The 24207-nt window shown below is 67.6% G+C and carries 27 protein-coding genes; 13 read left to right on the forward strand and 14 right to left on the reverse strand.

Translation table 11 applies throughout. From position 1 onward, the window contains the following. Positions 1 to 3: 3 nt before the first annotated feature. Complete coding sequence (locus C457_RS00140) at positions 4 to 1566, forward strand: 2-oxo acid dehydrogenase subunit E2 (RefSeq protein ID WP_008090873.1); 1563 nt, start codon at positions 4 to 6, stop codon at positions 1564 to 1566. After that, complete coding sequence (gene lpdA / locus C457_RS00145; protein WP_008090874.1) at positions 1566 to 2993, forward strand: dihydrolipoyl dehydrogenase; 1428 nt, start codon at positions 1566 to 1568, stop codon at positions 2991 to 2993. Before C457_RS00140 ends, lpdA begins: the two co-directional genes overlap by 1 nt. 26 nt (positions 2994 to 3019) lie before the next feature. On the opposite strand, the gene C457_RS00150 is transcribed toward lpdA, so the two are convergent. Next, complete coding sequence (locus C457_RS00150; RefSeq protein ID WP_008090875.1) at positions 3020 to 3211, reverse strand: hypothetical protein; 192 nt, start codon at positions 3209 to 3211, stop codon at positions 3020 to 3022. Between the two features lie 51 nt (positions 3212 to 3262). After that, positions 3263 to 3910 (reverse strand): phosphoserine phosphatase SerB, encoded by a 648-nt coding sequence (gene serB, locus C457_RS00155; protein WP_008090876.1) that lies wholly within the window; start codon positions 3908 to 3910, stop codon positions 3263 to 3265. 144 nt (positions 3911 to 4054) lie between these two features. Between serB and C457_RS00160 the strand changes: the two genes are divergently transcribed. Next, positions 4055 to 4492 (forward strand): hypothetical protein, encoded by a 438-nt coding sequence (locus C457_RS00160; RefSeq protein WP_008090877.1) that lies wholly within the window; start codon positions 4055 to 4057, stop codon positions 4490 to 4492. 30 nt (positions 4493 to 4522) lie between these two features. Here C457_RS00160 and C457_RS00165 read toward each other — a convergent pair whose 3' ends face one another. Continuing rightward, the gene (locus C457_RS00165; RefSeq protein ID WP_008090878.1) at positions 4523 to 5188 is read right to left on the reverse strand and encodes a DUF7504 family protein; all 666 of its coding nucleotides are present in this window, start codon (positions 5186 to 5188) and stop codon (positions 4523 to 4525) included. 139 nt (positions 5189 to 5327) lie between these two features. Here C457_RS00165 and serA point away from each other — a divergent pair, with 139 nt between their 5' ends. After that, a complete protein-coding gene (gene serA, locus C457_RS00170; RefSeq protein ID WP_008090879.1) occupies positions 5328 to 6905 on the forward strand; it encodes a phosphoglycerate dehydrogenase in 1578 nt (525 codons plus the stop codon). A gap of 39 nt (positions 6906 to 6944) precedes the next feature. Here the strand turns inward: serA and C457_RS00175 are convergent, their stop codons facing one another. The 6 genes from C457_RS00175 to C457_RS00200 all read right to left on the reverse strand — a co-directional run bounded on the left by C457_RS00175 (position 6945) and on the right by C457_RS00200 (position 10695). Further along, positions 6945 to 7439, reverse strand: a complete 495-nt coding sequence (locus C457_RS00175; protein WP_049913329.1) for a hypothetical protein — start codon at positions 7437 to 7439, stop codon at positions 6945 to 6947. A 135-nt stretch (positions 7440 to 7574) separates the two neighbouring features. Continuing rightward, entirely contained in the window at positions 7575 to 8834 is a 1260-nt protein-coding gene (gene thrC / locus C457_RS00180) for a threonine synthase (RefSeq protein WP_008090881.1), read from the reverse strand. Between the two features lie 96 nt (positions 8835 to 8930). Then, positions 8931 to 9302: a helix-turn-helix domain-containing protein gene (locus tag C457_RS00185; RefSeq protein ID WP_004044838.1), complete on the reverse strand. Its 372-nt coding sequence runs from the start codon at positions 9300 to 9302 to the stop codon at positions 8931 to 8933. A gap of 78 nt (positions 9303 to 9380) precedes the next feature. Next, a complete protein-coding gene (locus tag C457_RS00190) occupies positions 9381 to 9620 on the reverse strand; it encodes a hypothetical protein (RefSeq protein ID WP_004974161.1) in 240 nt (79 codons plus the stop codon). A 99-nt stretch (positions 9621 to 9719) separates the two neighbouring features. Next, positions 9720 to 10412 (reverse strand): DUF5828 family protein, encoded by a 693-nt coding sequence (locus C457_RS00195; protein WP_008090882.1) that lies wholly within the window; start codon positions 10410 to 10412, stop codon positions 9720 to 9722. Between the two features lie 73 nt (positions 10413 to 10485). Continuing rightward, positions 10486 to 10695: a hypothetical protein gene (locus C457_RS00200; RefSeq protein WP_008090883.1), complete on the reverse strand. Its 210-nt coding sequence runs from the start codon at positions 10693 to 10695 to the stop codon at positions 10486 to 10488. An 88-nt stretch (positions 10696 to 10783) separates the two neighbouring features. On the opposite strand from C457_RS00200, the gene C457_RS00205 reads away from it, so the two are divergent. Both C457_RS00205 and C457_RS00210 read left to right on the forward strand, forming a co-directional pair. Further along, entirely contained in the window at positions 10784 to 11164 is a 381-nt protein-coding gene (locus tag C457_RS00205) for a cupin domain-containing protein (protein ID WP_008090884.1), read from the forward strand. Continuing rightward, positions 11161 to 11814, forward strand: a complete 654-nt coding sequence (locus tag C457_RS00210) for a hypothetical protein (protein WP_008090885.1) — start codon at positions 11161 to 11163, stop codon at positions 11812 to 11814. The genes C457_RS00205 and C457_RS00210 overlap by 4 nt, the downstream gene beginning before the upstream one ends. Positions 11815 to 11844: 30 nt before the next feature. Here C457_RS00210 and C457_RS00215 read toward each other — a convergent pair whose 3' ends face one another. The 3 genes from C457_RS00215 to C457_RS00225 form a co-directional block, all read right to left on the reverse strand. Then, positions 11845 to 13662 carry a carbon starvation CstA family protein gene (locus C457_RS00215; protein WP_008090886.1) on the reverse strand — a complete coding sequence of 606 codons (1818 nt, stop codon included), beginning with the start codon at positions 13660 to 13662 and terminating at the stop codon, positions 11845 to 11847. 134 nt (positions 13663 to 13796) lie between these two features. Continuing rightward, complete coding sequence (locus C457_RS00220; protein WP_008090887.1) at positions 13797 to 14762, reverse strand: ArsA family ATPase; 966 nt, start codon at positions 14760 to 14762, stop codon at positions 13797 to 13799. Position 14763: 1 nt separating this feature from the next. Continuing rightward, complete coding sequence (locus tag C457_RS00225; RefSeq protein WP_008090889.1) at positions 14764 to 15060, reverse strand: hypothetical protein; 297 nt, start codon at positions 15058 to 15060, stop codon at positions 14764 to 14766. Positions 15061 to 15160: 100 nt separating this feature from the next. On the opposite strand from C457_RS00225, the gene C457_RS00230 reads away from it, so the two are divergent. The 7 genes from C457_RS00230 to C457_RS00260 all read left to right on the forward strand — a co-directional run bounded on the left by C457_RS00230 (position 15161) and on the right by C457_RS00260 (position 22718). Further along, positions 15161 to 16459, forward strand: a complete 1299-nt coding sequence (locus tag C457_RS00230; protein WP_008090890.1) for a CobW family GTP-binding protein — start codon at positions 15161 to 15163, stop codon at positions 16457 to 16459. Then, complete coding sequence (locus tag C457_RS00235; RefSeq protein WP_008090892.1) at positions 16456 to 16692, forward strand: hypothetical protein; 237 nt, start codon at positions 16456 to 16458, stop codon at positions 16690 to 16692. Before C457_RS00230 ends, C457_RS00235 begins: the two co-directional genes overlap by 4 nt. A 108-nt stretch (positions 16693 to 16800) precedes the next feature. Next, positions 16801 to 17481, forward strand: coding sequence for a uracil phosphoribosyltransferase (gene upp, locus C457_RS00240; protein WP_008090895.1), 681 nt, complete (start codon positions 16801 to 16803; stop codon positions 17479 to 17481). Between the two features lie 131 nt (positions 17482 to 17612). Next, a complete protein-coding gene (locus tag C457_RS00245; RefSeq protein WP_004974143.1) occupies positions 17613 to 17816 on the forward strand; it encodes a DUF7569 family protein in 204 nt (67 codons plus the stop codon). Between the two features lie 450 nt (positions 17817 to 18266). Further along, positions 18267 to 19295, forward strand: a complete 1029-nt coding sequence (locus tag C457_RS00250) for a TAXI family TRAP transporter solute-binding subunit (RefSeq protein ID WP_008090897.1) — start codon at positions 18267 to 18269, stop codon at positions 19293 to 19295. Between the two features lie 51 nt (positions 19296 to 19346). Then, positions 19347 to 19832, forward strand: coding sequence for a DUF1850 domain-containing protein (locus C457_RS00255; protein WP_049905033.1), 486 nt, complete (start codon positions 19347 to 19349; stop codon positions 19830 to 19832). Positions 19833 to 19838: 6 nt separating this feature from the next. Next, positions 19839 to 22718, forward strand: coding sequence for a TRAP transporter permease (locus tag C457_RS00260; RefSeq protein ID WP_008090899.1), 2880 nt, complete (start codon positions 19839 to 19841; stop codon positions 22716 to 22718). Positions 22719 to 22742: 24 nt separating this feature from the next. Here C457_RS00260 and C457_RS00265 read toward each other — a convergent pair whose 3' ends face one another. Together C457_RS00265 and C457_RS00270 are read right to left on the reverse strand one after the other, a co-directional pair. After that, positions 22743 to 23375, reverse strand: coding sequence for an IMPACT family protein (locus C457_RS00265; RefSeq protein ID WP_004974131.1), 633 nt, complete (start codon positions 23373 to 23375; stop codon positions 22743 to 22745). 309 nt (positions 23376 to 23684) lie between these two features. After that, on the reverse strand, positions 23685 to 24188 hold the full coding sequence (locus C457_RS00270; protein ID WP_004974129.1) for an ACT domain-containing protein: 504 nt from the start codon (positions 24186 to 24188) through the stop codon (positions 23685 to 23687). Positions 24189 to 24207: the final 19 nt, after the last annotated feature.

The following is a 24207-nucleotide window of genomic DNA, read 5'->3' on the forward strand; positions in this document are numbered from 1 at the left end:
ACGATGGCGCTCAAGGAATTCAAACTCCCCGACGTCGGCGAAGGCGTCGCGGAAGGCGAACTCGTAACGTGGCACGTCGCGCCGGGCGACGAGGTGACAGAAGACCAGGTGCTCGCGGAGGTCGAGACGGACAAGGCGCTCGTCGACGTGCCCTCGCCGTTCAACGGGACGGTTGAGGAACTCCTCGCCGAGGAGGGCGAGGTCGTCCCCGTCGGCAACGTCATCATCACCATCCGGGTGGGTGGCGACGACGAGGCCGACGAGACAGCCGACGCGGATGCCGAGGAGACGGCCGAGAGCGACGACGCGCAGGCGTCCGACGACGCCGGCGACGACGACTCCGGTTCCGGCGGACGCGTGTTCGCCCCGCCGAGCGTCCGACGGCTCGCCCGCGAACTCGGCGTCAGTCTCGAATCCGTCGACGGCAGCGGCCCGAGCGGCCGCGTGACCGAAGGCGACGTTCGCGCCGCCGCGGAAGACGACGGCGACGAGGACGAATCCAGCGGCCCGCGGACCGTCCAGAGCAACGGGAAGTCCGCGACCGCGAAGCGCGACGAGGGAACGTCGAGCGCGTCCACATCCGCGTCGGCCGAGAGCGCCGACCGAGAACAGACGCTCGCCGCGCCCGCGACCCGCGCGCTGGCCAAGGAGGAGGGCGTTGACATCAACGCCGTCCCCGCGACCGAGATGCGCGACGGCGAGGCGTTCGTCTCGCCCGAGGCCGTCCAAGAGTACGCCCAAGCCCAGCGCGAGGCGCAGGCCGCGGACGCCGAAGCGGTGGCCGCCGAGCCCGACGCCGGAACCGCGACCGCCGAGGCGACGAGCGAGCCGGAACCGGCCGAGAGCGCCGAAGCCGACACCGGTCCCGGTGCCGGCGAGCGCGTCCCCTACAAGGGCGTCCGCAAGGCCATCGGCGACCAGATGCAGCGCTCGAAGTACACCGCGCCGCACGTCACCCACCACGACGAGGTGGACGTGACCGAACTCGTCGAACTGCGCGAACAGCTCAAACCGGTCGCCGAGGAGCGCGGCTCACGGCTGACCTACATGCCGTTCGTGATGAAGGCCGTCATCGCGGCGCTGAAGGACTTCCCGTATCTCAACTCGCAGCTCGACGAGGAGAACGAGGAAATCGTCCTGCGCGACGAGTACAACATCGGCGTCGCGGCCGCGACCGACGCCGGCCTGCTCGTCCCCGTCGTCCACGACGCGGACCGCAAGGGCATGCTCGAACTCGCCGACGAGATGAACGAGAAGGTCGAGAAGGCCCGCAACCGCAAGATTTCGCCCGGCGAGATGCGCGGCGGCACCTTCACCATCACCAACATCGGCGGCATCGGCGGCGAGTACGCGACGCCCATCATCAACTACCCCGAGGTGGCGATTCTCGCGCTCGGAGCCATCAAAGACAAGCCGCGGGTCGTCGACGGTGAGGTCGTGCCGCGAAAAGTCCTCACCCTCTCGCTGTCGTTCGACCACCGCATCGTCGACGGCGCGCAGGGCGCTCGCTTCACGAACCGCGTGAAAGAACTGCTCGAAGACCCCAAGCTGTTGGTGTTAGAATAATGGTCGTCGGAGACATCGCGACCGGAACCGACCTGCTCGTCATCGGCGCGGGACCGGGCGGCTACGTCGCCGCCATCCGCGCCGCACAGAAGGGAATCGACACGACGCTCGTCGAGAAGGACGCCTACGGAGGCACCTGCCTCAACTACGGCTGTATCCCCTCGAAGGCGCTCATCACGGGCGCGAACCTCGCTCACGAGGCGGGCCACGCGGAGGAGATGGGCATCCACGCCGACCCCGTCGTCGACATGTCGCAACTGCGCGACTGGAAGAGCGGCGTCGTGGACCAGCTCACCGGCGGCGTCGAGAAGCTCTGTAAGGCCAACGGCGTCAACCTCGTCGAGGGAACCGCCCGCTTCAAAGACGAGAACGCCGTCCGCATCGCCCACGGCGGCGAGGGACAGGGCTCGGAGACCATCGAGTTCGAGCACTGCATCATCGCCACCGGCTCGCGCGTCATCCAGATTCCCGGTTTCGACTTCGGCGACGAGCCGGTGTGGTCGTCGCGCGACGCCCTCGAGGCCGACACCGTCCCGGAGCGACTGGTCGTCGTCGGCGGCGGCTACATCGGGATGGAGCTGTCCACGACGTTCGCCAAGCTCGGCGCGGACGTGACCGTCGTCGAGATGCTCGACGACATCCTGCCGGGCTACGAGTCCGACGTGGCCCGCGTCGTCCGCAAGCGCGCCGAGGACCTCGGCATCGACATGCACTTCGGCGAGGGAGCAAGCGGCTGGCGCGAGGAGGACGACGGCATCATGGTGACCACCGAGACCGAAGACGGCGAGGAAAACGAGTACCGCGCCGACAAGGTGCTCGTCGCCGTCGGGCGCTCGCCCGTCACCGACACGATGGACATCGAGAGCGCCGGTCTCGAAGCCGACGACCGCGGCTTCCTCTCGGTCGACGACCGCCGCCGAACCGACGTGGAGCACATCTACGCCGTCGGCGACGTGGTCGAGGACACGCCGATGCTCGCGCACGTCGCCTCGAAGGAGGGCATCGTCGCCGCCGAGCACATCGCCGGCGAGCCGGTCGCCTTCGACAGTCAGGCCGTCCCCGCGGCGGTGTTCACCGACCCCGAAATCGGCACGGTCGGCATGACCGAAGCCGACGCCGAGGAGGCCGGCTTTTCACCCGTCGTCGGCCAGATGCCGTTCCGGGCGTCCGGCCGCGCGCTGACGACGAACCACGCCGACGGCTTCGTCCGCATCGTCGCCGACGAGGAGTCCGGCTTCGTCCTCGGGGCGCAAATCGTCGGCCCCGAGGCCTCGGAGCTAATCGCCGAACTGGCGTTCGCCATCGAGATGGGCGCGACGCTCGAAGACGTGGCGTCGACCATCCACACCCACCCGACGCTCGCGGAAGCGGTCATGGAGGCCGCCGAGAACGCGCTCGGGCAGGCGATTCACACGCTGAATCGGTAAGCGCCGCAGAACCGGATCGGTCTTTTTCACCCGTCGTCGAACCACCACAGCGCCAGCATCGTCCCCACGACTGCCACGGCCGCGGGAATCGACTCGTCGACGCCGAGTGTGCGGACGTCGAAGAGGACGACGCCCTCGAGCAGGGCGGCGAGCGCGAGGGCCACGAAGACGAACCCCGCCACCCAGATTTCGGGTGTGTTGACGTCGCTGGTTGACATGCGCGGTGCTACGGGTCGGAATATGATAAGTGTTAGCAGGCCACAAATAGACTACTCGTCGGCGTCGAGAATCCCGTGGCTCTCGAAGAGCTTTCCGAGTCGGTCCATGGAGGCGACGACGGCGTCGCAGGCCGGGCGGACCGCGTCCTTGGGGACGAAGCCGACCGAGAGGCCGGCCACTTCGAGCATCGGGAGGTCGTTCGCGCCGTCGCCGACCGCGACGGTGCGGTCCATCGGGACGTCGTGTTCGGCGGCGTGGTTCTCAAGCGCCGTGTCCTTCGTGCCCTCGATGAGCGACCCCTCCACGTCGCCGGTGAGTCGGCCGCCCTTCACGGGCAGGCGGTTCGAGACGATGTCATCGACCTCGACGCCCTCCTTTTCCAGCGCGCGCTCGACGCCGCGTTCGAACCCGCCGGTGAAGATGGCGACGTGGTGGCCGTAGTCGCGGAGGCGCTGGATGAGGTCGGCCGCGCCGGGGCGGAGTTCGACCTCGCCGTAGGCTTCCTCTGCGAGTTCCTCTTCGAGGCCTTCGAGGAGGCGGGCGCGCGACCGGAGGCTCTCCGCGTAGCTCATCTCGTCGTTCATGGCTCGTTCGGTGATGTCGGCCATCTCGTCGGCCGTGCCGTTCTTTTTGCCGAGGAGAACCGTCATCTCGGAGTCCGAGAGCGTGCCGTCGAAGTCGAAGGCGATGATGCGCATATCTGCCCGTCGTCGCCGCGGGGTTTCAAAGCTTCCGCGTCGGCAGTTATCGGGTGAGGGAGACAGCGACCGAGTCGGCCGCCGGAGGAAAGCAGCGTCGCGCCGCGCACAGCTATTTACCGGTCGTCTCCCTGACAAGCACGTATGGACGACCTCCACGACGCCGAACACGAGCGGCTCAGCGATGTCGAAGCCGACCTCGCCGACGACTTCGGCGAGGAAGGCGACACCCCGCTCCGACAGTTCGTCCGGGGTCTGCGCGACCTCGACGAGGCCGACGTGCGCGCGGTCGGGCAGTACGACGGCGAGTCGTTCGAGCTGCTCTACCTCCGCGACGACATCGAAGCGGCGCTCGAACCGGACGCGCGCACCGAGCGCGTGAAGACGCTCGTGCTGAAGGCGCTCGGCGAACCCGTCAACGAACCCGAACTCGACGACTACGGCGAGTTGAACGCCGTCATCAGGTGGTTCGACGAAGTCGTCGTCGCCATCTACCCGCACGACGAGTGGTCTGGGGCCATCGCGACGTTCGACCGGGCGAACTCGCCGCTGGTCGACCTCGCGTCGAAGCACCTGTCGTGAGAACGTTCTCGGGGCGGCCGCGACGCCCGCTCAGAGTCGAAGCGGCGTCCACGACCGCGGGCCGTCGTCGAGTCCGCGGACCCGGAACTCCGGGTCGCCGTCGGTGTCTCGCGTCTCGACGAACCCGTCGAACGGCTGCTTGAGAAGCGCGAGTTCGCGCTCGTCGACGAAGCCGGTGTCGAGCGTGAAGACGCCCGAAAAGCCCGCCGCCGAGATGCGACCCGTGATGACGTGAAGGAACTGAAACAGCCGCTTGAGGTCGACGTACATCACGAGCGTCGAGAGGACGTGGAGGCCGACGCGGGCCGCCCGACTCGCCTCGTAGTGCTGTCGGAGCGACTCCGTCAGGTGGATGCCGATGCCGGTCAGGTCGCCGGGGCTGGAGACGTACCGGAGGTTCCCCGCGTCGGCGCGGTCGCCGAGGAGGTCGGCGACGCTCGTCGTGTCGATGACCTCGAACTGCTCCGGGGGCGAGCCGCTGATGTGCGACAGTTCCTGTGCGATGCTCGGGGCGGGCTTCTTGGTCGTCACGACGACCGTCCCCACGTCGTCGCGCTCGCCGGGCGCGAGCATCGAGAGCATGAGCCGTCGCTTCCGCGTCATCGTCGGACCGGCGATGAGCACGGACCCGGTGTCCGGAAGCGACACCTCGGGCGGTTGCGTCGCCGGCGAAGCGTTCTCGGGACGGAAGACCATCTACAGAATCTATCGGACTCGCCGAGATAATACTAGTGGGCGAGAACGTCGGGCGACCCGAACCGTGCGAGACAGTCTCAATGTCACGATATCGGCCGTTGTGACAACCCTTAACCCGCACGGGTCTGACCCTACGCGCATGAAGGTACTCGTCACGGACCCGATCGCCGACGCGGGTCTGGACCGGTTACGCGAGGCCGGTTACGAGGTAGAGACCGCGTACGATGTCGAAGGTGACGCGCTGCTCGAAGCCGTCTCCGACGCGAACGGGCTCATCGTCCGCTCCGGAACGCAGGTGACCGCCGAGGTGTTCGAGGCGGCACCCGACCTCGTCATCGTCGGACGCGCCGGCATCGGCGTCGACAACATCGACATCGACGCCGCGACTCAACACGGCGTCATCGTCGCCAACGCGCCCGAGGGGAACGTCCGCGCCGCCGCCGAACACACGGTGGCGATGGGCTTCGCCGCCGCGCGCTCGATTCCACAGGCCCACGCCCGCCTGAAAGACGGCGAGTGGGCCAAGTCCGACTACCTCGGCAACGAGGTCAACGGCAAGACCCTCGGCGTCGTCGGCCTCGGCCGCGTCGGCCAAGAGGTCGCAAAGAAGTTCTCGTCGCTCGGGATGGACATCGTCGCCCACGACCCCTACATCGGCGAGGAGCGCGCCGACCAGCTCGGTGCCGAACTCGTCGAGTTCGACGCCTGTCTCTCCCGCGCCGACTTCCTCACCGTCCACACGCCGCTGACCCCCGAGACGGAGGGGCTCATCTCCACCGACGAACTCGAAACGATGGGGAGCGGCTACCTCGTCAACTGCGCCCGCGGCGGCGTCGTCGACGAGGCCGCCCTCGCCGAGGCCGTCGACGCCGGCGTCATCGACGGGGCCGCGGTCGACGTGTTCGCCGACGAGCCGGTCTCGCCCGACAACCCGCTTCTCTCCGTCGACGACGTGGTCGTCACGCCGCACCTCGGCGCGTCCACCTCGGCCGCACAGGAGAACGTCGCCGTCTCGACGGCCGACCAAATCGTCGCCGCGTTCCGCGACGAGCCGGTCATCAACGCGCTCAACGCGCCCTCGGTCGACGAGAGCGCCTTCCCGCGCATCCAGCCGTACATCGGCCTCGCCGAGACCGCCGGCAAAATCGCCGCCCAACTGCTCGACGGCCGCCTCAACGAGGTCGAGGTCACCTACACCGGCGACATCGCCGCAGAGGACGTCGAACTCGTCACGGCCTCCGCGCTGAAGGGCGTCTTCGCGCCGCTCGAATGGCAGGTCAACGCCGTCAACGCCCCGCAGGTCGCCAAGGAACGTGGCATCGAGGTCGTCGAGTCGAAGTCCCGCCAGTCGGACGACTTCCAGAGCCTCGTGACCGTCACCGTCCGCAACGGCGACGAGGAGATGACCGTCTCCGGGACGCTGTTCACCGGCGAGGACCCGCGCATCGTCCGCATCAACGGCTACCGCCTCGACGCCATCCCGCACGGCCAGATGCTCGTCGCCCGCAACTACGACAAGCCGGGCGTCATCGGCTTCATCGGGACCGTCCTCGGCGAGAACGACGTGAACATCGCCGGGATGTTCAACGCCCGCCGCGCGAAGGCCGGCGGCGAGGCGCTGACCGTCTACAACCTCGACGACGACGTACCCGAAAGCGTCCGCGAGAAGCTCCTCGCCGACGACCGCATCATCGACGTGGACCTCATCACGCTCTGAAGCGGACGAACCGCACCTCTTTCTGAAAGAAAAGCCGGACTACCGTCGGCCGAACGCCGACGCGACCCGGTCGACCACGCGGTCGGCGACCGCCCGGACCGCGGCGACCGCGTTCGATTCCGAGCCCGAGCGACGGGACCGGTCGGTCCGCCGACCCGAGCGGCCGTGCGTCTGCTGCCGACCACGGCCCCGGCTCTCGGCTAACAGTCGTTCGTAGCGGTCGATTATCTCCTGTCGGTCCGCGTCGGCGCTGTCGAGGCGGGCGTTGAGTCGGGCGTTCGCGCGACGGAGCGCCTCGTTCTCGCGCTGGAGAGCGTCTCGACCCCGGGTGTCGCCCGCGGGTGACTGGCGGTGACCACGGGGTGACGCGGACGTGGACGCGGGTGCGGGTGAAGACGCGGACGAGGCCGAAGACGCGGGTGCGGACGAGGCCGCGGCGGTGGACGACCCTCGCTCGGGCTCGTCCGGCGGGTACGTTCTCGACCCGGCCCCGTCCCGACTGACGGTTCCGGTCGGCATACTGCTGAGCGACATCGTGTGCCACAACGTACCACAGAATGAAAAGGATGCGTCAGACGCGCACCCGACGCGCGTCATCGTCCGCGGTCAGACGGCTCCGCCCGCCGATATTCGCGACCGTCGGCGACGGTCGGACCGAACCGGTCGCGCCTACTCGGCGAGGTGTTCGAGGACCGCTTCGGTGTCGTTCGGGACGGGTTCGGGGTCGTCGCCCGCCTCGAACGCCGCGTCGGGGTCCTTCAGCAGGTGGCCCGTCGTGAGACAGACGACCCGCTCGTCCGCGTCGACGACGCCCTCGGCGCGGAGCTTTCGGAGGCCGGCGACGGAGGCGGCGGAGGCGGGTTCGACGCCGACGCCCTCGGCCGCGAGGTCCCGCTGCGCCTCGGTGATTTCCTCGTCGGAGACGGCGACGGCCGTGCCGTCCGTCTCGCGGATGCCGGGGAGCGCCTTCGGCGCGTTGACCGGGTTGCCGATGCGGATGGCGGTCGCACGCGTCTCGACGTCGTCCCAGCGGCGGGTTTCGTCCCAGCCGTTCTCGATAGCTTCGACCATCGGGGCCGCACCCTCGGCCTGCACGCCGGTCAGTTTCGGCACGTCGTCGACGTCGAGCGCGCCCGACTGGACGAGTTCGCGGAACGCCTTGTAGAGCGCGGAGGTGTTGCCCGCGTTGCCGACGGGGAGGACGATGCGGTCCGGGTAGGTGCCGTAGTCCTCGTGGAACTCCTCTAAGATTTCGAGGCCGATGGTCTTCTGGCCCTCCAAGCGGAAGGGGTTCAGCGAGTTGAGGAGGTACGCCTCGCCGCGGGCGGCGAGGTCCTGCACGATGTCGAGACAGGAGTCGAAGTTCCCGTCGACTTCGAGGATGCGCGCGTCGTGGAGCGACGCCTGCGCGATTTTCCCGGCGGCGACCTTGCCGGCGGGGAGGAGCACGAGCGTTTCCATCCCGCCGCGCGCGCCGTAGGCGGCGAGCGCGGCCGAGGTGTTCCCGGTCGACGCGCACGCGAGGCGGCCGACGCCGAGTTCCTTCGCCACGCGGACGCCGACGGTCATGCCGCGGTCCTTGAACGAGCCGGTGGGGTTCATTCCCTCGTGTTTGACGCGGAGGGTCTCGACGCCGACGTCGGCTTCGAGGCGGGGGACTTCGTGCAGCGGCGTCGCGCCCTCGGGGAGCGAGACGCCCTCTTCGAAGGGGAGCGCGGCGTTGTAGCGCCAGACGCCGCGGCCCTCGAAGTCGTCCCACGTCGGCGGGGACGCGTAGCGCACTTCGAGGAGGCCGTCGCAGTCGTCGCAGGTGTACCGAACGTCCTCGAACGGCGCGAACTGCGCGCCGCACGCGATACATTCGAGCCAGGTGCCGTCGTCGGCGACGGATGGCTCCTCGGGGGCGGGTGCCGTGAGTTCGAGGCTCATTGCTCGGGCGGTGGCACCAGAGGGACAAAAGCGGGCGGGTTTGGGCGGCACCTGCCGGGCGACGACCTCGTCGGGAACGCGGTCGGTCGGGGAGGGCTACGACTCGCCGAAGGCGTCGATGCGGGCGTGCACGTCTTCGGCCCACTCGTCGAGCGCGGCGTGCATCATCTCCTTGGCCTCGGGGAGCGGGGTCGCCGTGTACTGGTAGACGTAGCCGCCGGGGTCGAGCAGGCGGCGCTTGCGCTCGGTGAGCCCCTTGTCGAGGAGCGTCGTCAGCGAGCGGTTGACGTTGCTCCGGTCGCGGTCGAGCACCTCCGCGAGTTCGGCGACGGTGCTGCCGGGGTTGTCGAGTAGTGCGAGATACGTCCGGCTCTCGTGGCTCTGGATGCCGAAGACGCACGCGAGGACCTGTCCGAAGTTCGGGTCCTCGGTCTCCATCAGTTCGCCCATGTCCGGTGCGTCGGCCATGCACACCTGTTCGCCGTGCGCCGGATTAAACCCTCACCTACAGGCGAGCGAGCGGTCGTCCCGGACGGGACGCCGCGGCTACTCCGATTTCGCGTACCCCATCTTCAGCACGCAGTCCCGCATGCCGTCTTCGTCGTCGTGTTTGTGGAGCGTCGTCGGCGTGTCGCAGTAGAAGACCGTCCCGTCGTGTCGGAGCGTCACCTCGTGGATACCGCCGAGCATCTCCGCCTGGACGACGACGCGGCGGCCCTCGCGGAGCGCGTCGAGGATTTCGTCTGCGGTCAGTTCGCCGGACTCGACTCGAAGCGGCTCGGGCATACCGGAGGGTCGCGGGCGAACGGTATCAGTATTGTCGATGACGGCGGACGCCGACGACGGCGACCGCGCTCGACGAGCCGAGTCAGCGCGAGACGCGCGTCAGTTCGTCGTGGACTTAGACCGCTGTTCGTCGTCCGTCACCGGAACCTCCACGCCCTCGACGACCTCCGCGACCTCGGTCTCTTTCGGCGTGTCGATGTGCCAGCGGTCGATTTCGTCCTCGAAGTCCCGCAGCGTCTCCGACACCATCGACTTCAGTTCGTCGTCGTTGACGTTCACCTCGAAGACGAACCGCTCGTCGCCGGAGCCGCGACCGACCTGCTGGATGTTCGCGCTCACGAGTTCGTTGTCGAAGTAGTACGGTGCCAACTGGGTCATCACGTTGCGGTAGACCGTGTCCTCGACCTTCCGCAGCGCCTTCCGGCCGGCGGAGTCTGCCGCGCGGGCGACGTAGTTGATGGAGTCCTGCCACGACTCGACGGCCCCCTCGTTGTCGCCCTCCTCGACACGCTCGTAGGACCGAGAGAGCTTCTCGCCCGCCGTCTTGAGGTCGTCGTTGGGCGTCTTGCCCGCCTTCTCGCCCTCGCCCTCGCCGACGCTGGCCTGCTGGGCCGTCTTCTCGTTTACGTCCTCGCCGAGGCGCTCGTGGGACTTCGGTCGCCACTCGTCCCAGTCGTCGAAGGCGGCGCCGTCGACGTCGGCGTCGCGGAGCGCTCGGGTGATTCGCTCCCCGTGTTCGACGACCTCGTCCCAGGTGCCGCGGCGCTTGAACCCGGAGATGCTCTCTTCCATTGTCGTTGACGGGTGTACGTGCCAGACGGTATAAACTCTACGAGGGGACAGGTTCGCACACGCATGGGAACGCCTAGCGGTCGCGGTAGACGAACCGCTCGGCGGCCGCGTCGAGGCGGGCCGACACCCGACCGAGCCACGCCGCCGGCGACGCGAGTCGGAGCGCCGACTCGTCGAGTTCGATTCGGTCGTCACCGAGCGGGTCGCGGTCCTCGCTCGCGGTTGCGTCCACGACGGTGGTCATCGAACACCGACCGCAGGCCTCGCGGGACGAGTCTGTCATGCGCCGCGGTTCGAAACCTTCACGAATAAACCTTGGTTTTCGGACGGGTCGCGACGGGCTTATAGGGTCGAACGTGTTGCTCCGTCTCATGGGATATCGCATCGTGGACGCAACCGCCGTCGAACCCGCCGACGACCGCCCGTGCGAACTCCGCCGCATCGGCGGCGAGGGCGGCTTGGAGACCGTCGCGCTCAACCGCTTCCGGGCCGCCCCCGGCGAGCAGGTGCCGCTTTCGTACCACTACCACACCGAACAGGAAGAGGCGTTCTACGTCCTCTCGGGCACGCTGTTCGTCGAGACGCCCGACGAGACGTTCGAAGTCGGCGCTGACGGCCTGTTCGTCGCCGACCCGAAGAGCCCCCACCGGGCGTACAACCCCGAAGAAGCCGACGAGCCGGTCGAACTGCTCGCGCTCGGCTCGCCGGCCGTGTCGGGCGACGCGGTGGTCTACGACCCCGACGAGGAATGAAGCGCGTCGAGCCCGAGGACGCCGAGGGAGCCGGAACGTCGGGGAAGTCGACCGAGGCTAACGCGTCGGCTCCGGGTCCGGCCCTCGACCGCCCCGAGTGGGACGACGAGTACCTCGACCGGGTCGCCGAACGGCTCATGTACAACTACGACTTGGAGCGGGAGTACGCCGTCCGCGGCGAGCGGTTCGACCTGTTCGGCTCGATGCGCATGGAGAGCCAAAAGCAGTTCCTCCACCAGTCTATCAACTACGCCAACCACCACGCGATGGAGTACATGTTCGCGCGGCGAGTCGAGTCGGCGACGGTCGCCGAACTCGAACGGCTCGTCGAACTGGGCCACGCGCTCGCCGACGAGTGGATAGAACCCGACGAGAAGCACTACGGGACGGACTTCACCTTCGTGCTCGTCGCCGACGCGGTGTCGGACGAGGTCCGGTCGTTCGTTTCCGACTTCGCGGACCGGACGCTCCTGAAGTTCGGCTACTACGGTCACTACGAGGTGAACCTCGCCGTCGTCGCGCCGACCGACGAGGACGCCGTCGCCAGCCGGAACGCCGACTCGGTCGCCGCGTTCACGCTCTGGAGCGACGGCTCGCCGGCCGTCTCCGACGGGCTGTTGCGTCGGCTCCTCGGGAAGCTTCGTCGATAAGAGAAAACGGAGTAGTCGAACGGCCGCGCGTCAGTCGTCGCTCGGCTGCGGACGACCGCCGCCACCGCCGCCCGAGCTCCGGGCGTCTTTGATGTTGTCGTAACCGATTTTCGCCAGCGACAGCGCGAGGTAGACGAGCACCAGCGCGAGGACGATTTGGACGACTGCCGACACCATCGCGAAGGTGCCCGCCGAGGCCATCCACTCGGCGTTCAGGAACTTCGCGTAGAGGTTGTCGTGGAACGCGAGCCAGAGCAGACCCAGCGACGTGATAGTCGTCATGAGGGCCATCGGCAGACCCGTGCTGAGGAGCTGCTTGGAGTCGTCCCAGTTAGCCAGCCAGACGGTCGCGGTCAGGAGCGCCAGCGCGGCGAGCAACTGGTTCGCGCCACCGAACAGCTGCCAGAGCGTCAACCACGAGCCGCTCGTGATGAGGATGTACGCCGGCAGCGACTGCACGAACGCGTTGCCGTAGCGGTTGGTCGCGAACTCCTCGACCGGCGTCTCGGGCGTCCCGACGATTTCCTCCATCATGTAGCGACCGAGTCGAACCGCGGTGTCGGTCGACGTGAGGAGGAAGCTGACCAGCACGAGGGCCATGAACGGCCCGCCGAAGGAAGTCGGGATGCCGAAGCTCGACAGGATGACGCCGCCACCCGCGGCGAACGTCGGCAGCGCGAGGCCGATACCGCCGCCCACGTCGGGCGCGATGATAGCGACCGTCGCCAGCGCGACGGTGGCGAGGAGTCCCTCACCGAGCATGCCGCCGTAGCCGATGACGCGCGCGTCGGACTCCTTGTTCAGTTGTTTCGAGGTCGTGCCCGACGAGACGAGCGAGTGGAACCCGCTGATGGTCCCACAGGCGATGGTGATGAACAGAAGCGGGAACAGCGGCGCGCCGGAGCGCCCGATGAACCCGTAGTACGGTTCGAGGTTCGTCACGAGCGGCTGGGTCGGGTTCGTGAAGAACGTGCCCACGACGATAGCGACGAGCGCGCCGCCGACGCCCGCGTACAGCAGGAACGACGAGAGGTAGTCGCGCGGTTGCAGGAGCACCCAGACCGGGAGGGCGCTGGCGATGGCCCCGTAGACGAGGATGAGCGGCACCCACGCCGCGGTGTTCCCGTTGAACGAACTCGCACCGGGGAGCCACGCGCCGGAGCCGGAGAACAGGACGAACGTCTCGGCGGGCGCTCGGGCCGCGGGTTCGAACAGCGCAATCGGGAACTGAATCCCCGCGTAGACGCCGACGAACATCGCCACGACGAAGACGGCCGTCCCGAGCAGGAACGGGAGGTTCAGTTGGTAGAGGTAGACGCCGAACAGCACCGCGAGGACGATGTACACCAGACTCGCCGTGGCGGCCTCCGGATAGGCGTTGAACACGATGGCCACCACGAGGGCGAACACCGCGACGACGAGGACGATGGTGAGAAACGCGAACCACAACAGCATGTTCTTGCCGCGCTCGCCGACGTACTCGCCGATGATGTAGCCGATGGACTTCCCGTCGTGTCGCAGACTGCTCGACAGCGACACGAAGTCGTGAACGCTCCCGAGAAGCGGGTTGCCGATGGCGATCCACGCGAGCGCCGGGAGCCAGCCCCACACCACGCCCGCCGTAATCGGCCCGACAATCGGCGCGCCGCCTGCGATGCTCGAATAGTGATGCCCCAGTAACACCGGCTTTTTCGCCGGAACGTATTCTTGGCCGTCTTCGTACTTGTGCGCTGGCGTCTCACGACTGTCGTCGAGCTCGACGAACTGCGCGAGATATCGGGAGTAACCGAGATACCCGACGGTAAACAACGCGAGTACCGTGACGACCAACCAAATGACTTGTACCATGGTACGCTGCCCCACTCGGTGACACGAAAATGCCCACCTTAACGTTAACGATAGATAGGAATGTATCGTGTTCGAACGACAGGTTCAATCGCCGAGGTGACCGAAAATTCTCACCGTGCGGTCGGTTTACCGGCTCACTGAACGTCGGGCGCGGTGTCGATGTCGAGTTCGGCCGCGACCTCGCCGAGGAAGTCGCCTTTGACTTCGGCCACCCGCGTCTCGACCGCGGCGACGAGCGGCGGTGAAAAATTCTCGCGGAGGTCGTCGAGGTGCTCTCGTTCTGTCTTGACTCGCTCGCGCAAGAACGTCGCGCCCCGCCCGGACTCCTCGGGGTCGGGTTCGGGCGTGAGGCGGTTGACCGCGAGGCCGCGCACGTCGAGGCCGTAGTCGTCGAGTTGGTCGATGGCGCGCTCGGTCTCCCGGAGCGAGAGTTCGTCGGGGTTCACGACGAGGAAGAACGCGGCGTCGTCCCGAAGCGTCTCCTTGGCGAACGAGAAGTCGTCGCGGCGCTGTTCGAGGCGGGCGATGATGGGGTCGCCGTCCATCATCCGCCGGGGTTCGTTGTTGCCGATGGCCGCGCGCTCGAACAGTTTGACCGACTCCTTTCGCTTGTGGAGGAGCCGCTGAATCCAGCCGTCGAGGTACTCCGGCAGCGAGAGCAGTCGGAGCGTCCCGCCGGTCGGCGAGGTGTCGAAGACGACCCGGTCGTACTCGTCCGCGGAGCGCATCACGTCGATGAAGCGGTCGAACAGCGCCGACTCGTACGCGCCGGGCGTCTGGTGGGCCATCTCTATCTGCCGGTCGATTTCGTTGACCATCGCGGGGCTGACCTGGTCGCCCATCGCCCGCTTGGTCTCCATGAGGTGCTCGCGGACCTCGGTCTCGGGGTCGATTTCCATCGCGTCGAGGTTCGGTTCGTCCGCGACGGCCGCGGGCTCGTCGGTGAACGACTGGTCGAACACGTCGCTCGTGCTGTGGGCCGGGTCGGTCGAGACGAGGAGCGTCCGGACGCCGTCGCGGGCGCACTTGACCGCGTAGGCGCTGGACATCGTCGTCTTGCCCACGCCGCCTTTGCCGCCGAAGAAGACGAATTTGCGCATGTTAGAAGTGGTACTGGTGACCTTTGCGTTCGAGGAGCGACCCGCGGTCCCACATCCGCCGCTCCCACGCCTCGAACTCGTCTTCGAGGTACGGGAGCAGTTCGGCGGTGTAGTACGAGATGGGCGAGGGGATGCCGAACGCGTCGGGGAAGCACGCGAGCATGAACGCGTCCTCGTCGTCCTCGGCCTGTTTTTCAATCTTCTCGTAGGCGGGATGCGAAATCAGCCCGTGGTAGAGGCCGCGGAGCCACTCTTCGACGAGTTCGCGAAAGGATTCGATGCGCGCGGCGAGCGTCATCAGTTTACACACTCACCCGCTTTCGGACAAAAGGGTATCGTTCACGAACGTCCACGCTGGTTACCTGCGATTTCATATGTGCGGCCCCGGTAGGCCCCCCATGAACGCGGGGGAGACGATTCCGGTGACGGTGCTCGGCGGGAGCCTCGGGGCGGGCAAGACGACGCTTCTCAACCACCTGTTGACACACGCCGGCGACCGAGACATCGCCGTGCTCGTCAACGACATGGGTTCCGTGAACGTCGACGCCGAACTCGTCGCCGAGGAGTCCGACCTCGCGGTCGGCGACGGCGTCACCGAACTCTCGAACGGCTGTATCTGCTGCGAGCTACAGGACGACCTTGAAACCGCGGTCGTCCGCCTCGCGCGCGAGCGGTCGTTCGACCACCTCGTCGTCGAGGCCTCGGGCGTCTCGGAGCCCGGCCCTGTCGCCCGGCTGTTCGTCACCTCGCGGGCGGCCGCCCGCTACGGCGTGGCCGGCCTCGCCACGGTCGTCGACGCCAGACTCTTCGCGGACACCTTCGGCGACGGCGACCCAGACCGGACCGTCGCCGAGGAGGGAGACGGCTCGGTGCGCCCCCTCTCGGACCTCCTCGTCGAGCAGGTCGAGAGCGCCGACCTCGTCGTCCTCAACAAGCGCGACCTCGTCTCCGACGCGGAACTCGCGGCGGTCCGCGACGCGGTCGAGGCGCTCCGTCCCGGCGCGACCGTGGTGGAGACGACCCGCGGCGACGTGGACGCGGACCTGCTCCTCTCTGACCTCCACGACCCCGACGCGCCCGTCGGCTGGCGGGCGGCGTTGGAAAATGATACGGGAGGAGACGAGAGCGACCGAGACGGCCACGGCGACCACAGCGACCACGACCACGGCGGCTACGGCGACCACGACCACGACGACACCACACACGCGGAAGCGACCTACGGCGTCACCTCGTTCGTCTACCGCCGGCGGGCACCGCTCGACCCCGACGGTGCGGCCGCGGTCCTCGGGAACCTCCCGGAGTCAGTCGTCCGCGCCAAGGGCTCGCTGTGGGTCGCCGGGGCCGAGAACGTACACTTCACCTACAGTCAGGCCGGCCCGTCGGCGTACGTCGCCGCCGCCGGCCCGTGGGTCGCCTCGCGCCCCGAGTTCGAACAGGACACCTACCGCCGCAACCACCCCGAACTCGACTGGCACGACGACCACGGTGACAGGCGGACCGAACTGGTGTTCATCGGCCGCGAGATAGACGAAGACGCGCTCGCGGCCGCGCTCGACGCCCACCTGCTCGACCCCGGCGCGTCCGCGGACGCCGGCGACTTCCCGACCGACCCCGGCGAGGAAGTCGCGCTCGCGGAGCCGACCCGGGAGCGCGAGTCGGTGCCGACCACGGGCGCGGCCTCGGAGGGCGGGCGATGAGCGGCGAAGCCGAAGGGGCCGGGAGCGACGACGAGGGGCGCGGGGCCGACGAGATAGAGTGGGGCGAGGGCGACCCGCGGGTGCTGTTCGTCATGAACCTCGTTCTCTCGACGGCGTTCGCGGCGGTCGTCGTCTACGGCCTGTCGTACCTCGACCTCGCGGCCTTCTCGGCGGTCAACGTCGCCTCCGCGGCGCTCGTGCTCACGGCGGTTACGTACCTCGTGACGAACTGAAACCGCGGGATGCGCCGCCGACCCATTCTACGCGTGAACTACCCGCAGGGCACCGCTGGCGGCCGATAGCCGCATTTATGTCCTTCGGGAAACCGCCTTCTCAGTAAGATGCCCATCGAAGACCGAGACGATGCGTACCTCATCACGCACGCGCTGGCGAAGGACACGCTCTCGCGCCTCCGGGACGTGGAGACGACGCAGGTCGCCTTCCGGAAAGGCCTCGTCAAACTCGGCCGCATCTGTGGCTACGAGATAATCGACGGCGCGATGGAGACCGAGTACGTCACCATCCAGACCCCGCTGGCTGAGACGACCGGCGAGCGCGTGAAGGGGCTCGACAACGTCGTCATCATCAACGTGCTCCGCGCCGCGACGCCGTTCGTGGAGGGACTGCTCAAGGCGTTCCCGCGGGCGAAGCAGGGCGTCATCTCCGCCGGCCGCGACGAGGAGGCGGGGATGGACGACGACGGCGGCTTCCCCATCACCATCGACTACGTGAAGCTCCCCGAAATCACGGAGAAAGACACGGTCATCGTGGCCGACCCGATGCTCGCGACCGGTTCGACGATGTGCTCGGTCCTCGACCACATCCTCGAGAACGCGGGCGTCGACCCCGAGAAGCTGTTCGTCCTCTCGGCCGTCTCCGCGCCCGACGGCCTGCTCCGCGTCGACAGCGAGTTCCCCGAGGTCGACCTGCTGACGGTCTCCATCGACGACTACCTCGACGACGACGGCTACATCGTCCCCGGGCTGGGCGACGCCGGCGACCGCGCGTTCCGCACGACGTAGCTCGGTCACCTCGCACCGCGGCTCGCGGGCGGGACGCCCCGGCCGCCGGCCCCGATTCGGGTAACGACTAAGTTACCGCCCGCGCACCTCCGACGCATGGACGAACCTCGCGCCACCGGAGGAACCCGACGATGAGCGACCCGTGCGACGGCTGCGGGCGGGCGGTCGAAGACGCCCTCGCCCGCGCGGTCCAGTTGCAGGTCGACGGCTCGACCGTGGACGACCAGCGACTCTGTCCGACCTGCTTCGCCGACTGGATAACCCGGTACGAAGAACAGATGTCGCCCAAGCAGTCGTCGGACGACTCGACGGACTCCGAGATAATCGTCGACTGACGGCTGCGGGCGCGAGCGCACTCCCCTGAACGCCGTCCGAACCCCCTCTTTTCGGGTCGAAAGTCGCCCGCCGGCGGCCGACTGTCGTTCGAGTCGAACGTCCCGAACCGCACCCCCGTAGACTACTGTGAGAGACGTTTGCACGGGGTGCGTCGGGGTCGGCACCCAACTCGCCGAACCCCTCCGTTTCGGGTCGAAGTCCGCCGCGAACTCCGGAGTCGGACGGAACAGAGAAACGAGAACACGACAGCGGTGGGCACGCGGGTCGAAGTGAAATCAGAACCGCGGAGGATTGTATTTCTCCCCAGAAGGGCGAGTTCAGGTATGTGTATCGTTGGCGAATTAATATTCTAACATTGATAAGAATTTACTACAATTAGTGTGTAAATAGAGATATGTTGGCCGTTGACATGAACAGTCATAAATACGTATCGTGACGAATAGTGATGTATGACTCGGAAGCTTGACCGCCGACAGTTTATCGCTGCGACAGGTGCCGTCGGTCTGGCCGGCCTCGCCGGCTGTTCCGGTGGCGGCGGCGAAGAGACGACGACGACGACCGAATCCGGTGGCGAAGATACCACCACCGCCGAGGAGACGACGACCGAATCCGGCGGTAACGGCGGCACCGAGAGCCGACTCTCGTGGCACGCCGGCGGGACGGGCGGCACGTACTACCCCCTCTCGAACGAGTTCAAGTCCGTTATCGAGGGACAGACCGACTTCACGATTCAGGTGCAGTCCACCGGCGCGTCCGTCGAGAACGTCGGCAGCCTCGCCCGCGGCGACGCGGACTTCGCGCTGATTCAGAACGACGTCGCCTACTTCGCCCGCAACGGCGAGGGCATCGAGGCGTTCCAGGGCAGCCCCGTCGAGAACCTCCGCGGCGTCGCCACGCTCTACCCCGAGACGATTCACGTCGTCACGCTCGCCGACACGGGCATCGAGACGCCGTCCGACCTCTCCGGTGCGACCATCAACACCGGCGACCTCGGCTCCGGGACGCAGGTCAACGCGACCCAGATTCTCGAAGCCCTCGGCATCTCGGACTACAGCGAGCAGAACACCGGCTTCTCGCAGGCCTCCGACCAGCTGAAGAACGGCGACATTGACGCCGCGTTCGTCGTCGGCGGCTGGCCGGTCGGCGCTATCGAGGAACTCGCCGCGACCGAGGACGTGCGCATCGTTCCCATCGAGGGCGAGGACCGCACGGCCGTCAAGGACGCCGCGCCGTTCTACGCCGACGACGAGGTCCCGCCGGGCACCTACGGACTGGAGAACCCCGCCCCGACCGTCTCGGTGCAGGCGATGATCGCGACCAACGCCGAACAGCCCGAATCGACCGTCGAATCGGTCACCAGCGCCATCTTCGAGAACGTCGACGAACTCACCATCAAGACGGACTTCATCTCCAAGGAGAGCGCGCAGGACGGCATGTCCATCGAGCTCCACCCCGGCGCGCAGGCCTACTTCGGCTGAGCCCGGGCGCTTCGCTTCGCTTTCGAACAGCGGTTTCCTACCCATCTTTCGATGCTTGATTCGACTCCCACACGTCTCCTCGTCGTAGTCGCGGTGCTGGCGGTCGCCGTCGGCGGGAGCGCCGCCGTTCCGGCCGGACAGGTGCTCGTCGTCGAAGACGCCGAAACCGGCGAGCGACTACAGACGATGCCGGTCGAAGAGAACACGACCGTCGCGCTCGAATACACCCACAGCGTCGAGAAGACGCGCGTCCTCGACGCCTACGCGGTTCAGGACGGCGAACTCGTCATGACCAAGATGGAGTTCAAGTCCTACGGCGCGGGGCTGCCCGCTCGGGCGAACGTGACGACCGAAAACGGCTCGTTCGTCTTCGACCCCGAGGGAAGCTACGAGGATCTGTACGTCAAGCCCGGCCGTATCGCCGGCCACAAGCTACACGTCGGTGACCGGACCTACGACCTCGTGGCGCTCTCCGACGCGCGCTCGGTCCGCCTGTACGTCACGCACCGCTCCGTCCTCGACGCCGCCCTCCACTGACTAACGATGAACCGAACACACGACGAGGGTCGACCCGACGGCCCCGACGACGAAGACGCCTCCCGGTCCGTCCCGGAGACCGACGCGGCACCGGCCGACTCGCCGATTCGAACCGACGGCGGCGAGTCGCCCGCTGACGACGACCGCGAGGCAGCGAGTACCGACGAAGAACTATCCGAAGAAGAGGCACAGGAGATGCTGGAGGGCATCGACCGGAAGCGGACGCTTTCGGGGTGGGCGGCGATTCTCACGTCGCTCGTCGCCATCTCCTTTTCCGTCTTCCAGTCGTGGCTGGCCGCCCGCGGCTTCGAGTTCGGCGCGACGATACCGCTCGTCGGCGAGGTGTCGCTCGGTTCGCTCCAACTCCTGCAGGTGAACTCGATTCACGTCGCCTTCGCGCTCGTGCTGGCGTTCGTCCTCTTCCCGGCGACGACCGGCCACGGTCGGTTCGCCGCGGCACTCAGTCGCGTCGTTCCGACCCTCGCGTCGAACCTCGGTGAGGACCACCCGGTCACCCGTGGTGCCGCGGGAATCCGCCGGTTCGTCCGATGGCTCGCGATCGACCCGGAGCGCGAGCGCGTGACACCGCTCGACCTGCTGTTTATCGTGCTCGCCGTCGCCACGGCGGCCTACATGGTGTTCGAGTGGTCCGAGATTCAGCGGCTCCGCGTGTTCGGCCTCGAAGCCGGCCGGACGGTCGCCGAGTACCTCGGCGCGCCGTTCGTCTCGGTGTCCGAGACGCTCGGTCCGCTCGGCTTCCTCGCCGACGCGGTCGTCGCGGCCATCGGCGTCCTCCCCTTCACGGACGTGTCCTACCCGTTCTTCCTCGGCGCGGTCGGCGTCCTCCTCGTCCTGGAGGCGACCCGCCGCTCGCTCGGGTTCTACCTGATGGTCATCGTCGCCTCGTTCATTGTCTACGCGAGGTTCGGCTACCTCATCTCGCCGTCGATGCCGCTGGTCGGCGTCCTCTCCATCCCCGAAGGGTCGTGGGCGAACATCATCCAGAACCTCTGGTACAACACCGAAAACGGCGTCTTCGGCATCCCGGTCACCGTCTCCGTGCAGTTCATCTACATCTTCATCCTGTTCGGGGCGTTCCTGGAGATGTCGGGGGCCGGCCAGTGGTTCATCGACCTCGCGTACGCCGCGACCGGGACCCGCAAGGGCGGCCCGGCGAAGGCGTCCATCCTCGCGTCCGGATTCATGGGGACCATTTCGGGCTCTTCCATCGCCAACACGGTGACGACCGGCGCGTTCACCATCCCGCTGATGAAGCGCTCCGGCTACCGCTCTGAGTTCGCCGGGGCCGTCGAGGCCTCCGCCTCCTCCGGCGGGCAGATTCTCCCGCCGGTGATGGGCGCGGCGGCGTTCCTCATGATAGAGTTCATCGGCGTCCCCTTCTCCGATATCATCATCGCGGCGGCCATCCCCGCCGTGGTGTTCTTCTTCGGCGTGTGGGTGATGGTCCACCTCGAAGCGACGCGGGCCGGCATCGGCGGCCTCGACCGCTCCGAGGTCGTCGACCTCGGGAAGCACCTCGTCAGCGGGTGGTTCTACCTCATCCCGCTCGTGTTGCTCATGTACTACCTGCTGGTCGAGCGCCTGACGGTCGCGCGCTCGGCGTGGTTCACGCTCATCGCCATCATGGCGCTCCTGTCCGTCGTCGCGGCGTACAGCGAGCGGACCCGTGTGCCCCTCTTGGGCGCTATCGCGGCGGCGTTCGTCGCGCAACTCGGTTCCTACGTCACTACCGGCGTCGGCGTCATCGACGCGGTCACGGGTGGAAGCGGTGAACCGCTCGGCGCGACCGCGGCGCTCTTCGCCGCCGCGGGCGACCTCGGCGTCATCGCCATCTTCGTCAGCCTCGTCGTGATGCTCGTCCGACCGGCGCTCGACTCGCCGCTGTTGGAGTTCGACGACGCGGTCGACGAAGCGGCCGACAACATCGCCAACGCCGTCTCGCGGCCGTCGCTGTCCGACCTGAACGTCTTCCGCTACGTGACGTTCATCGGGAAGTCGATGGACTCCGGCGCGCGCACCTCGACCGAGGTCGTCGTCGCCGTCGCCGCCGCGGGAATCATCCCCGGTGTCGTCAGCGCGACCGGCCTCGGCCCGAACCTGACCGCGCTCATCAAGGCGGTCGCCGGCGGCTCTATCGTCCTCTTGCTGCTTTTCACCGCCATCGCCTCCATCATCCTCGGGATGGGGATGCCGACGACGGTGACGTACATCATCCTCGTCTCGCTGCTCGGGCCGGCTATCGCGCAGTCCTCCGACATCCCGCTGCTCGCGGCCCACCTGTTCATCCTCTACTTCGGGGTGATAGCGGACATCACACCGCCGGTGGCGGTCGCGGCGTACGCCGCCTCCGGCATTGCCCGGTCTAATCCGTTCCGGACCGGGACGAAGGCGTTCTCGCTGTCGCTCAACAAGGCCATCGTGCCGTTCGCGTTCGCCCTGACGCCCGGCATCCTGCTCCTCCGCGGACAGGGCGAGGCCGCGGCGGTCATCACGTTCGCCGACGTGGCCGAAATCGGCTACTTCGTTCCCGAGGTGGTCATCCCGGTCGCGGGCGTCTTCGTCGGCGTCATCGGACTCGGTGCGACCGTCATCGGTTACCTCTACAGCCGCGTGTCGCAGACCGAACGGGCCCTGTTCGCCCTCTCGGCGTTCCTGCTCATGGCCCCGATGCTCCTGTTGAACGCCGCGTTCGACCTCGGGAGCTTCCTCGGGCTCGTCGGGAACGTCCCCGACACGGTCGCCGTCGACCTCGCCATGCGCGCGGTCGGTGGGGCGCTGTTCGGCGCGCTCGCCATCAAGAACCGCCGCGAGACGCGCGAGAAAGCCGCACCGACGCCGCCGGAACAGGTGGAACCGACCGACTGAACCGAAAAGAATCCCGCGGCCGCGCTACTCGATGTCCGCGCGGCCGCTGGTCGCGCTTCTGATGCGGTCGCGGAGGTCCGCCCCGTCCTCGACGGGAACGCGGACTTCGAACGACACGTCGGCCTCGTAGGCGGCTTCGAACTCGACGCCCGCGCTTTCTAACAGCCCGCGAACGCTCCCCGAGTCGTCGTACTCGACGGTCGCAGTGAATCGTTCGTGGGGAATCTCCTCGACGACGCCCGCCGCGTCGAGCGCCTCCTTGACGGCTCGGGAGTACGCGCGGGCGAGGCCGCCGACGCCGAGGTTGGTGCCGCCGTAGTAGCGCGTCACGACGGCGGCGACGTTGCGCACGTCCTGCTGGACGAGGACGTTGAGCGCCGGTTTTCCCGACGAGCCGCTCGGCTCGCCGTCGTCGCTCTGGTACTCGCGGAGCATGACGTTCCCCCCGCCGGGTACCGACGACGAGGCCGACCCGGCGGGCACCCGGTAGGCGGGGACGTTGTGGGTGGCGTCGGGGTGGCGCTCCTCGATTTCGGCGACGAACGCCTCCGCCTCCTCGACCGTCTCCGCGGGGGAGACGTAGCCGATGAACTCCGAGCCGTTGACCTCGAAGCGGGCGTCGGCCCGGCCGGCGACGGTTCGATAGGCGTCGGTCATGCCACCGAGTTGGCGTCGCGGCGTGGAAAAGCGTTCGCACCGGGGCGTCGTCGGCCCGGCGCGGGAGAAACCGAGCAGGGCGAGGCGGTGCGGGCGAGCGCGGAGCCGCGCTACTGCTACTGTCCGCAGGCGTCCGCGTACGACGTACACCCGTTTTGGATGCAGACGCCGCAGAGGTGGCGCGTCTCGGAAATCGGCTCACCACAGCACATGCAACTGCGCATGGACACCATGCGAACGGCTACCACGTGAAGTTACAAGAATCTTATTGCTACGTTGACAGAATATTCGCGGAGCCGACGGGCGGGCTCAGGCGATGATGATGCGGCGGACGAATTCGAGGTTCGACAGGTCGTTGAGCAGGTCGCCGGGAATCGGCTCGTCGGTGATGATGTAGAGCTTCGGGTCGTCGGTGAACTCGGGGTCCTCGCTTATCGTCTGGCGAATCGAGATGCCCGCGTCGGCGAGCTTCGAGGTGACGGTGGCGACGATGCCGGGCTCGTCGGCGTCGGCAACCTCGACGGTGAGCACGGAGAGGTTGAGCACCGGCGCGAGGTCCATCAGACTCGGAATCGACGAGATGTTCTGGAAGATTCGTCGAAGCTCCTCGTCGGCGAGGATGGCGTCGGTGGTCGAGTCGACGACGCGCCTGTCCACGTCGGCCTCGCGGGCGATGCCGGTGTTCGGTATCTCGATGCCGCCCGAGACGACCCGTCCCTGGTCGTTGACGGAAAAGCCCCGTTCCAAGAGGAGCCGGATGACGGCCTGCTGGCTCGGGCTGCCCTCGAACTTCTCCATAATCTCGTCGAACATTCGTTGGTCGGGGGATTTG

The organism is Haloferax prahovense DSM 18310, from assembly GCF_000336815.1.
Taxonomy (GTDB): domain Archaea; phylum Halobacteriota; class Halobacteria; order Halobacteriales; family Haloferacaceae; genus Haloferax; species Haloferax prahovense.

Coding starts and splice junctions, on each gene's coding strand:
- lpdA (WP_008090874.1), top strand. CDS start 1,566: ATGGTCGTCGGAGACATCGCGACCGGAACCGACCTGCTCGTCATCGGC.
- C457_RS00235 (WP_008090892.1), top strand. CDS start 16,456: ATGAGCGGCGAAGCCGAAGGGGCCGGGAGCGACGACGAGGGGCGCGGG.
- C457_RS00165 (WP_008090878.1), bottom strand. CDS start 5,188: ATGGTCTTCCGTCCCGAGAACGCTTCGCCGGCGACGCAACCGCCCGAG.
- C457_RS00150 (WP_008090875.1), bottom strand. CDS start 3,211: ATGTCAACCAGCGACGTCAACACACCCGAAATCTGGGTGGCGGGGTTC.
- C457_RS00160 (WP_008090877.1), top strand. CDS start 4,055: ATGGACGACCTCCACGACGCCGAACACGAGCGGCTCAGCGATGTCGAA.
- C457_RS00175 (WP_049913329.1), bottom strand. CDS start 7,439: ATGTCGCTCAGCAGTATGCCGACCGGAACCGTCAGTCGGGACGGGGCC.
- thrC (WP_008090881.1), bottom strand. CDS start 8,834: ATGAGCCTCGAACTCACGGCACCCGCCCCCGAGGAGCCATCCGTCGCC.
- C457_RS00215 (WP_008090886.1), bottom strand. CDS start 13,662: ATGGTACAAGTCATTTGGTTGGTCGTCACGGTACTCGCGTTGTTTACC.
- C457_RS00230 (WP_008090890.1), top strand. CDS start 15,161: ATGAACGCGGGGGAGACGATTCCGGTGACGGTGCTCGGCGGGAGCCTC.
- serA (WP_008090879.1), top strand. CDS start 5,328: ATGAAGGTACTCGTCACGGACCCGATCGCCGACGCGGGTCTGGACCGG.
- C457_RS00195 (WP_008090882.1), bottom strand. CDS start 10,412: ATGGAAGAGAGCATCTCCGGGTTCAAGCGCCGCGGCACCTGGGACGAG.
- C457_RS00260 (WP_008090899.1), top strand. CDS start 19,839: ATGAACCGAACACACGACGAGGGTCGACCCGACGGCCCCGACGACGAA.
- C457_RS00220 (WP_008090887.1), bottom strand. CDS start 14,762: ATGCGCAAATTCGTCTTCTTCGGCGGCAAAGGCGGCGTGGGCAAGACG.
- upp (WP_008090895.1), top strand. CDS start 16,801: ATGCCCATCGAAGACCGAGACGATGCGTACCTCATCACGCACGCGCTG.
- C457_RS00225 (WP_008090889.1), bottom strand. CDS start 15,060: ATGACGCTCGCCGCGCGCATCGAATCCTTTCGCGAACTCGTCGAAGAG.
- C457_RS00255 (WP_049905033.1), top strand. CDS start 19,347: ATGCTTGATTCGACTCCCACACGTCTCCTCGTCGTAGTCGCGGTGCTG.
- C457_RS00250 (WP_008090897.1), top strand. CDS start 18,267: ATGACTCGGAAGCTTGACCGCCGACAGTTTATCGCTGCGACAGGTGCC.
- C457_RS00245 (WP_004974143.1), top strand. CDS start 17,613: ATGAGCGACCCGTGCGACGGCTGCGGGCGGGCGGTCGAAGACGCCCTC.
- C457_RS00265 (WP_004974131.1), bottom strand. CDS start 23,375: ATGACCGACGCCTATCGAACCGTCGCCGGCCGGGCCGACGCCCGCTTC.
- serB (WP_008090876.1), bottom strand. CDS start 3,910: ATGCGCATCATCGCCTTCGACTTCGACGGCACGCTCTCGGACTCCGAG.
- C457_RS00185 (WP_004044838.1), bottom strand. CDS start 9,302: ATGGCCGACGCACCGGACATGGGCGAACTGATGGAGACCGAGGACCCG.
- C457_RS00205 (WP_008090884.1), top strand. CDS start 10,784: ATGGGATATCGCATCGTGGACGCAACCGCCGTCGAACCCGCCGACGAC.
- C457_RS00190 (WP_004974161.1), bottom strand. CDS start 9,620: ATGCCCGAGCCGCTTCGAGTCGAGTCCGGCGAACTGACCGCAGACGAA.
- C457_RS00200 (WP_008090883.1), bottom strand. CDS start 10,695: ATGACAGACTCGTCCCGCGAGGCCTGCGGTCGGTGTTCGATGACCACC.
- C457_RS00140 (WP_008090873.1), top strand. CDS start 4: ATGGCGCTCAAGGAATTCAAACTCCCCGACGTCGGCGAAGGCGTCGCG.
- C457_RS00210 (WP_008090885.1), top strand. CDS start 11,161: ATGAAGCGCGTCGAGCCCGAGGACGCCGAGGGAGCCGGAACGTCGGGG.
- C457_RS00270 (WP_004974129.1), bottom strand. CDS start 24,188: ATGTTCGACGAGATTATGGAGAAGTTCGAGGGCAGCCCGAGCCAGCAG.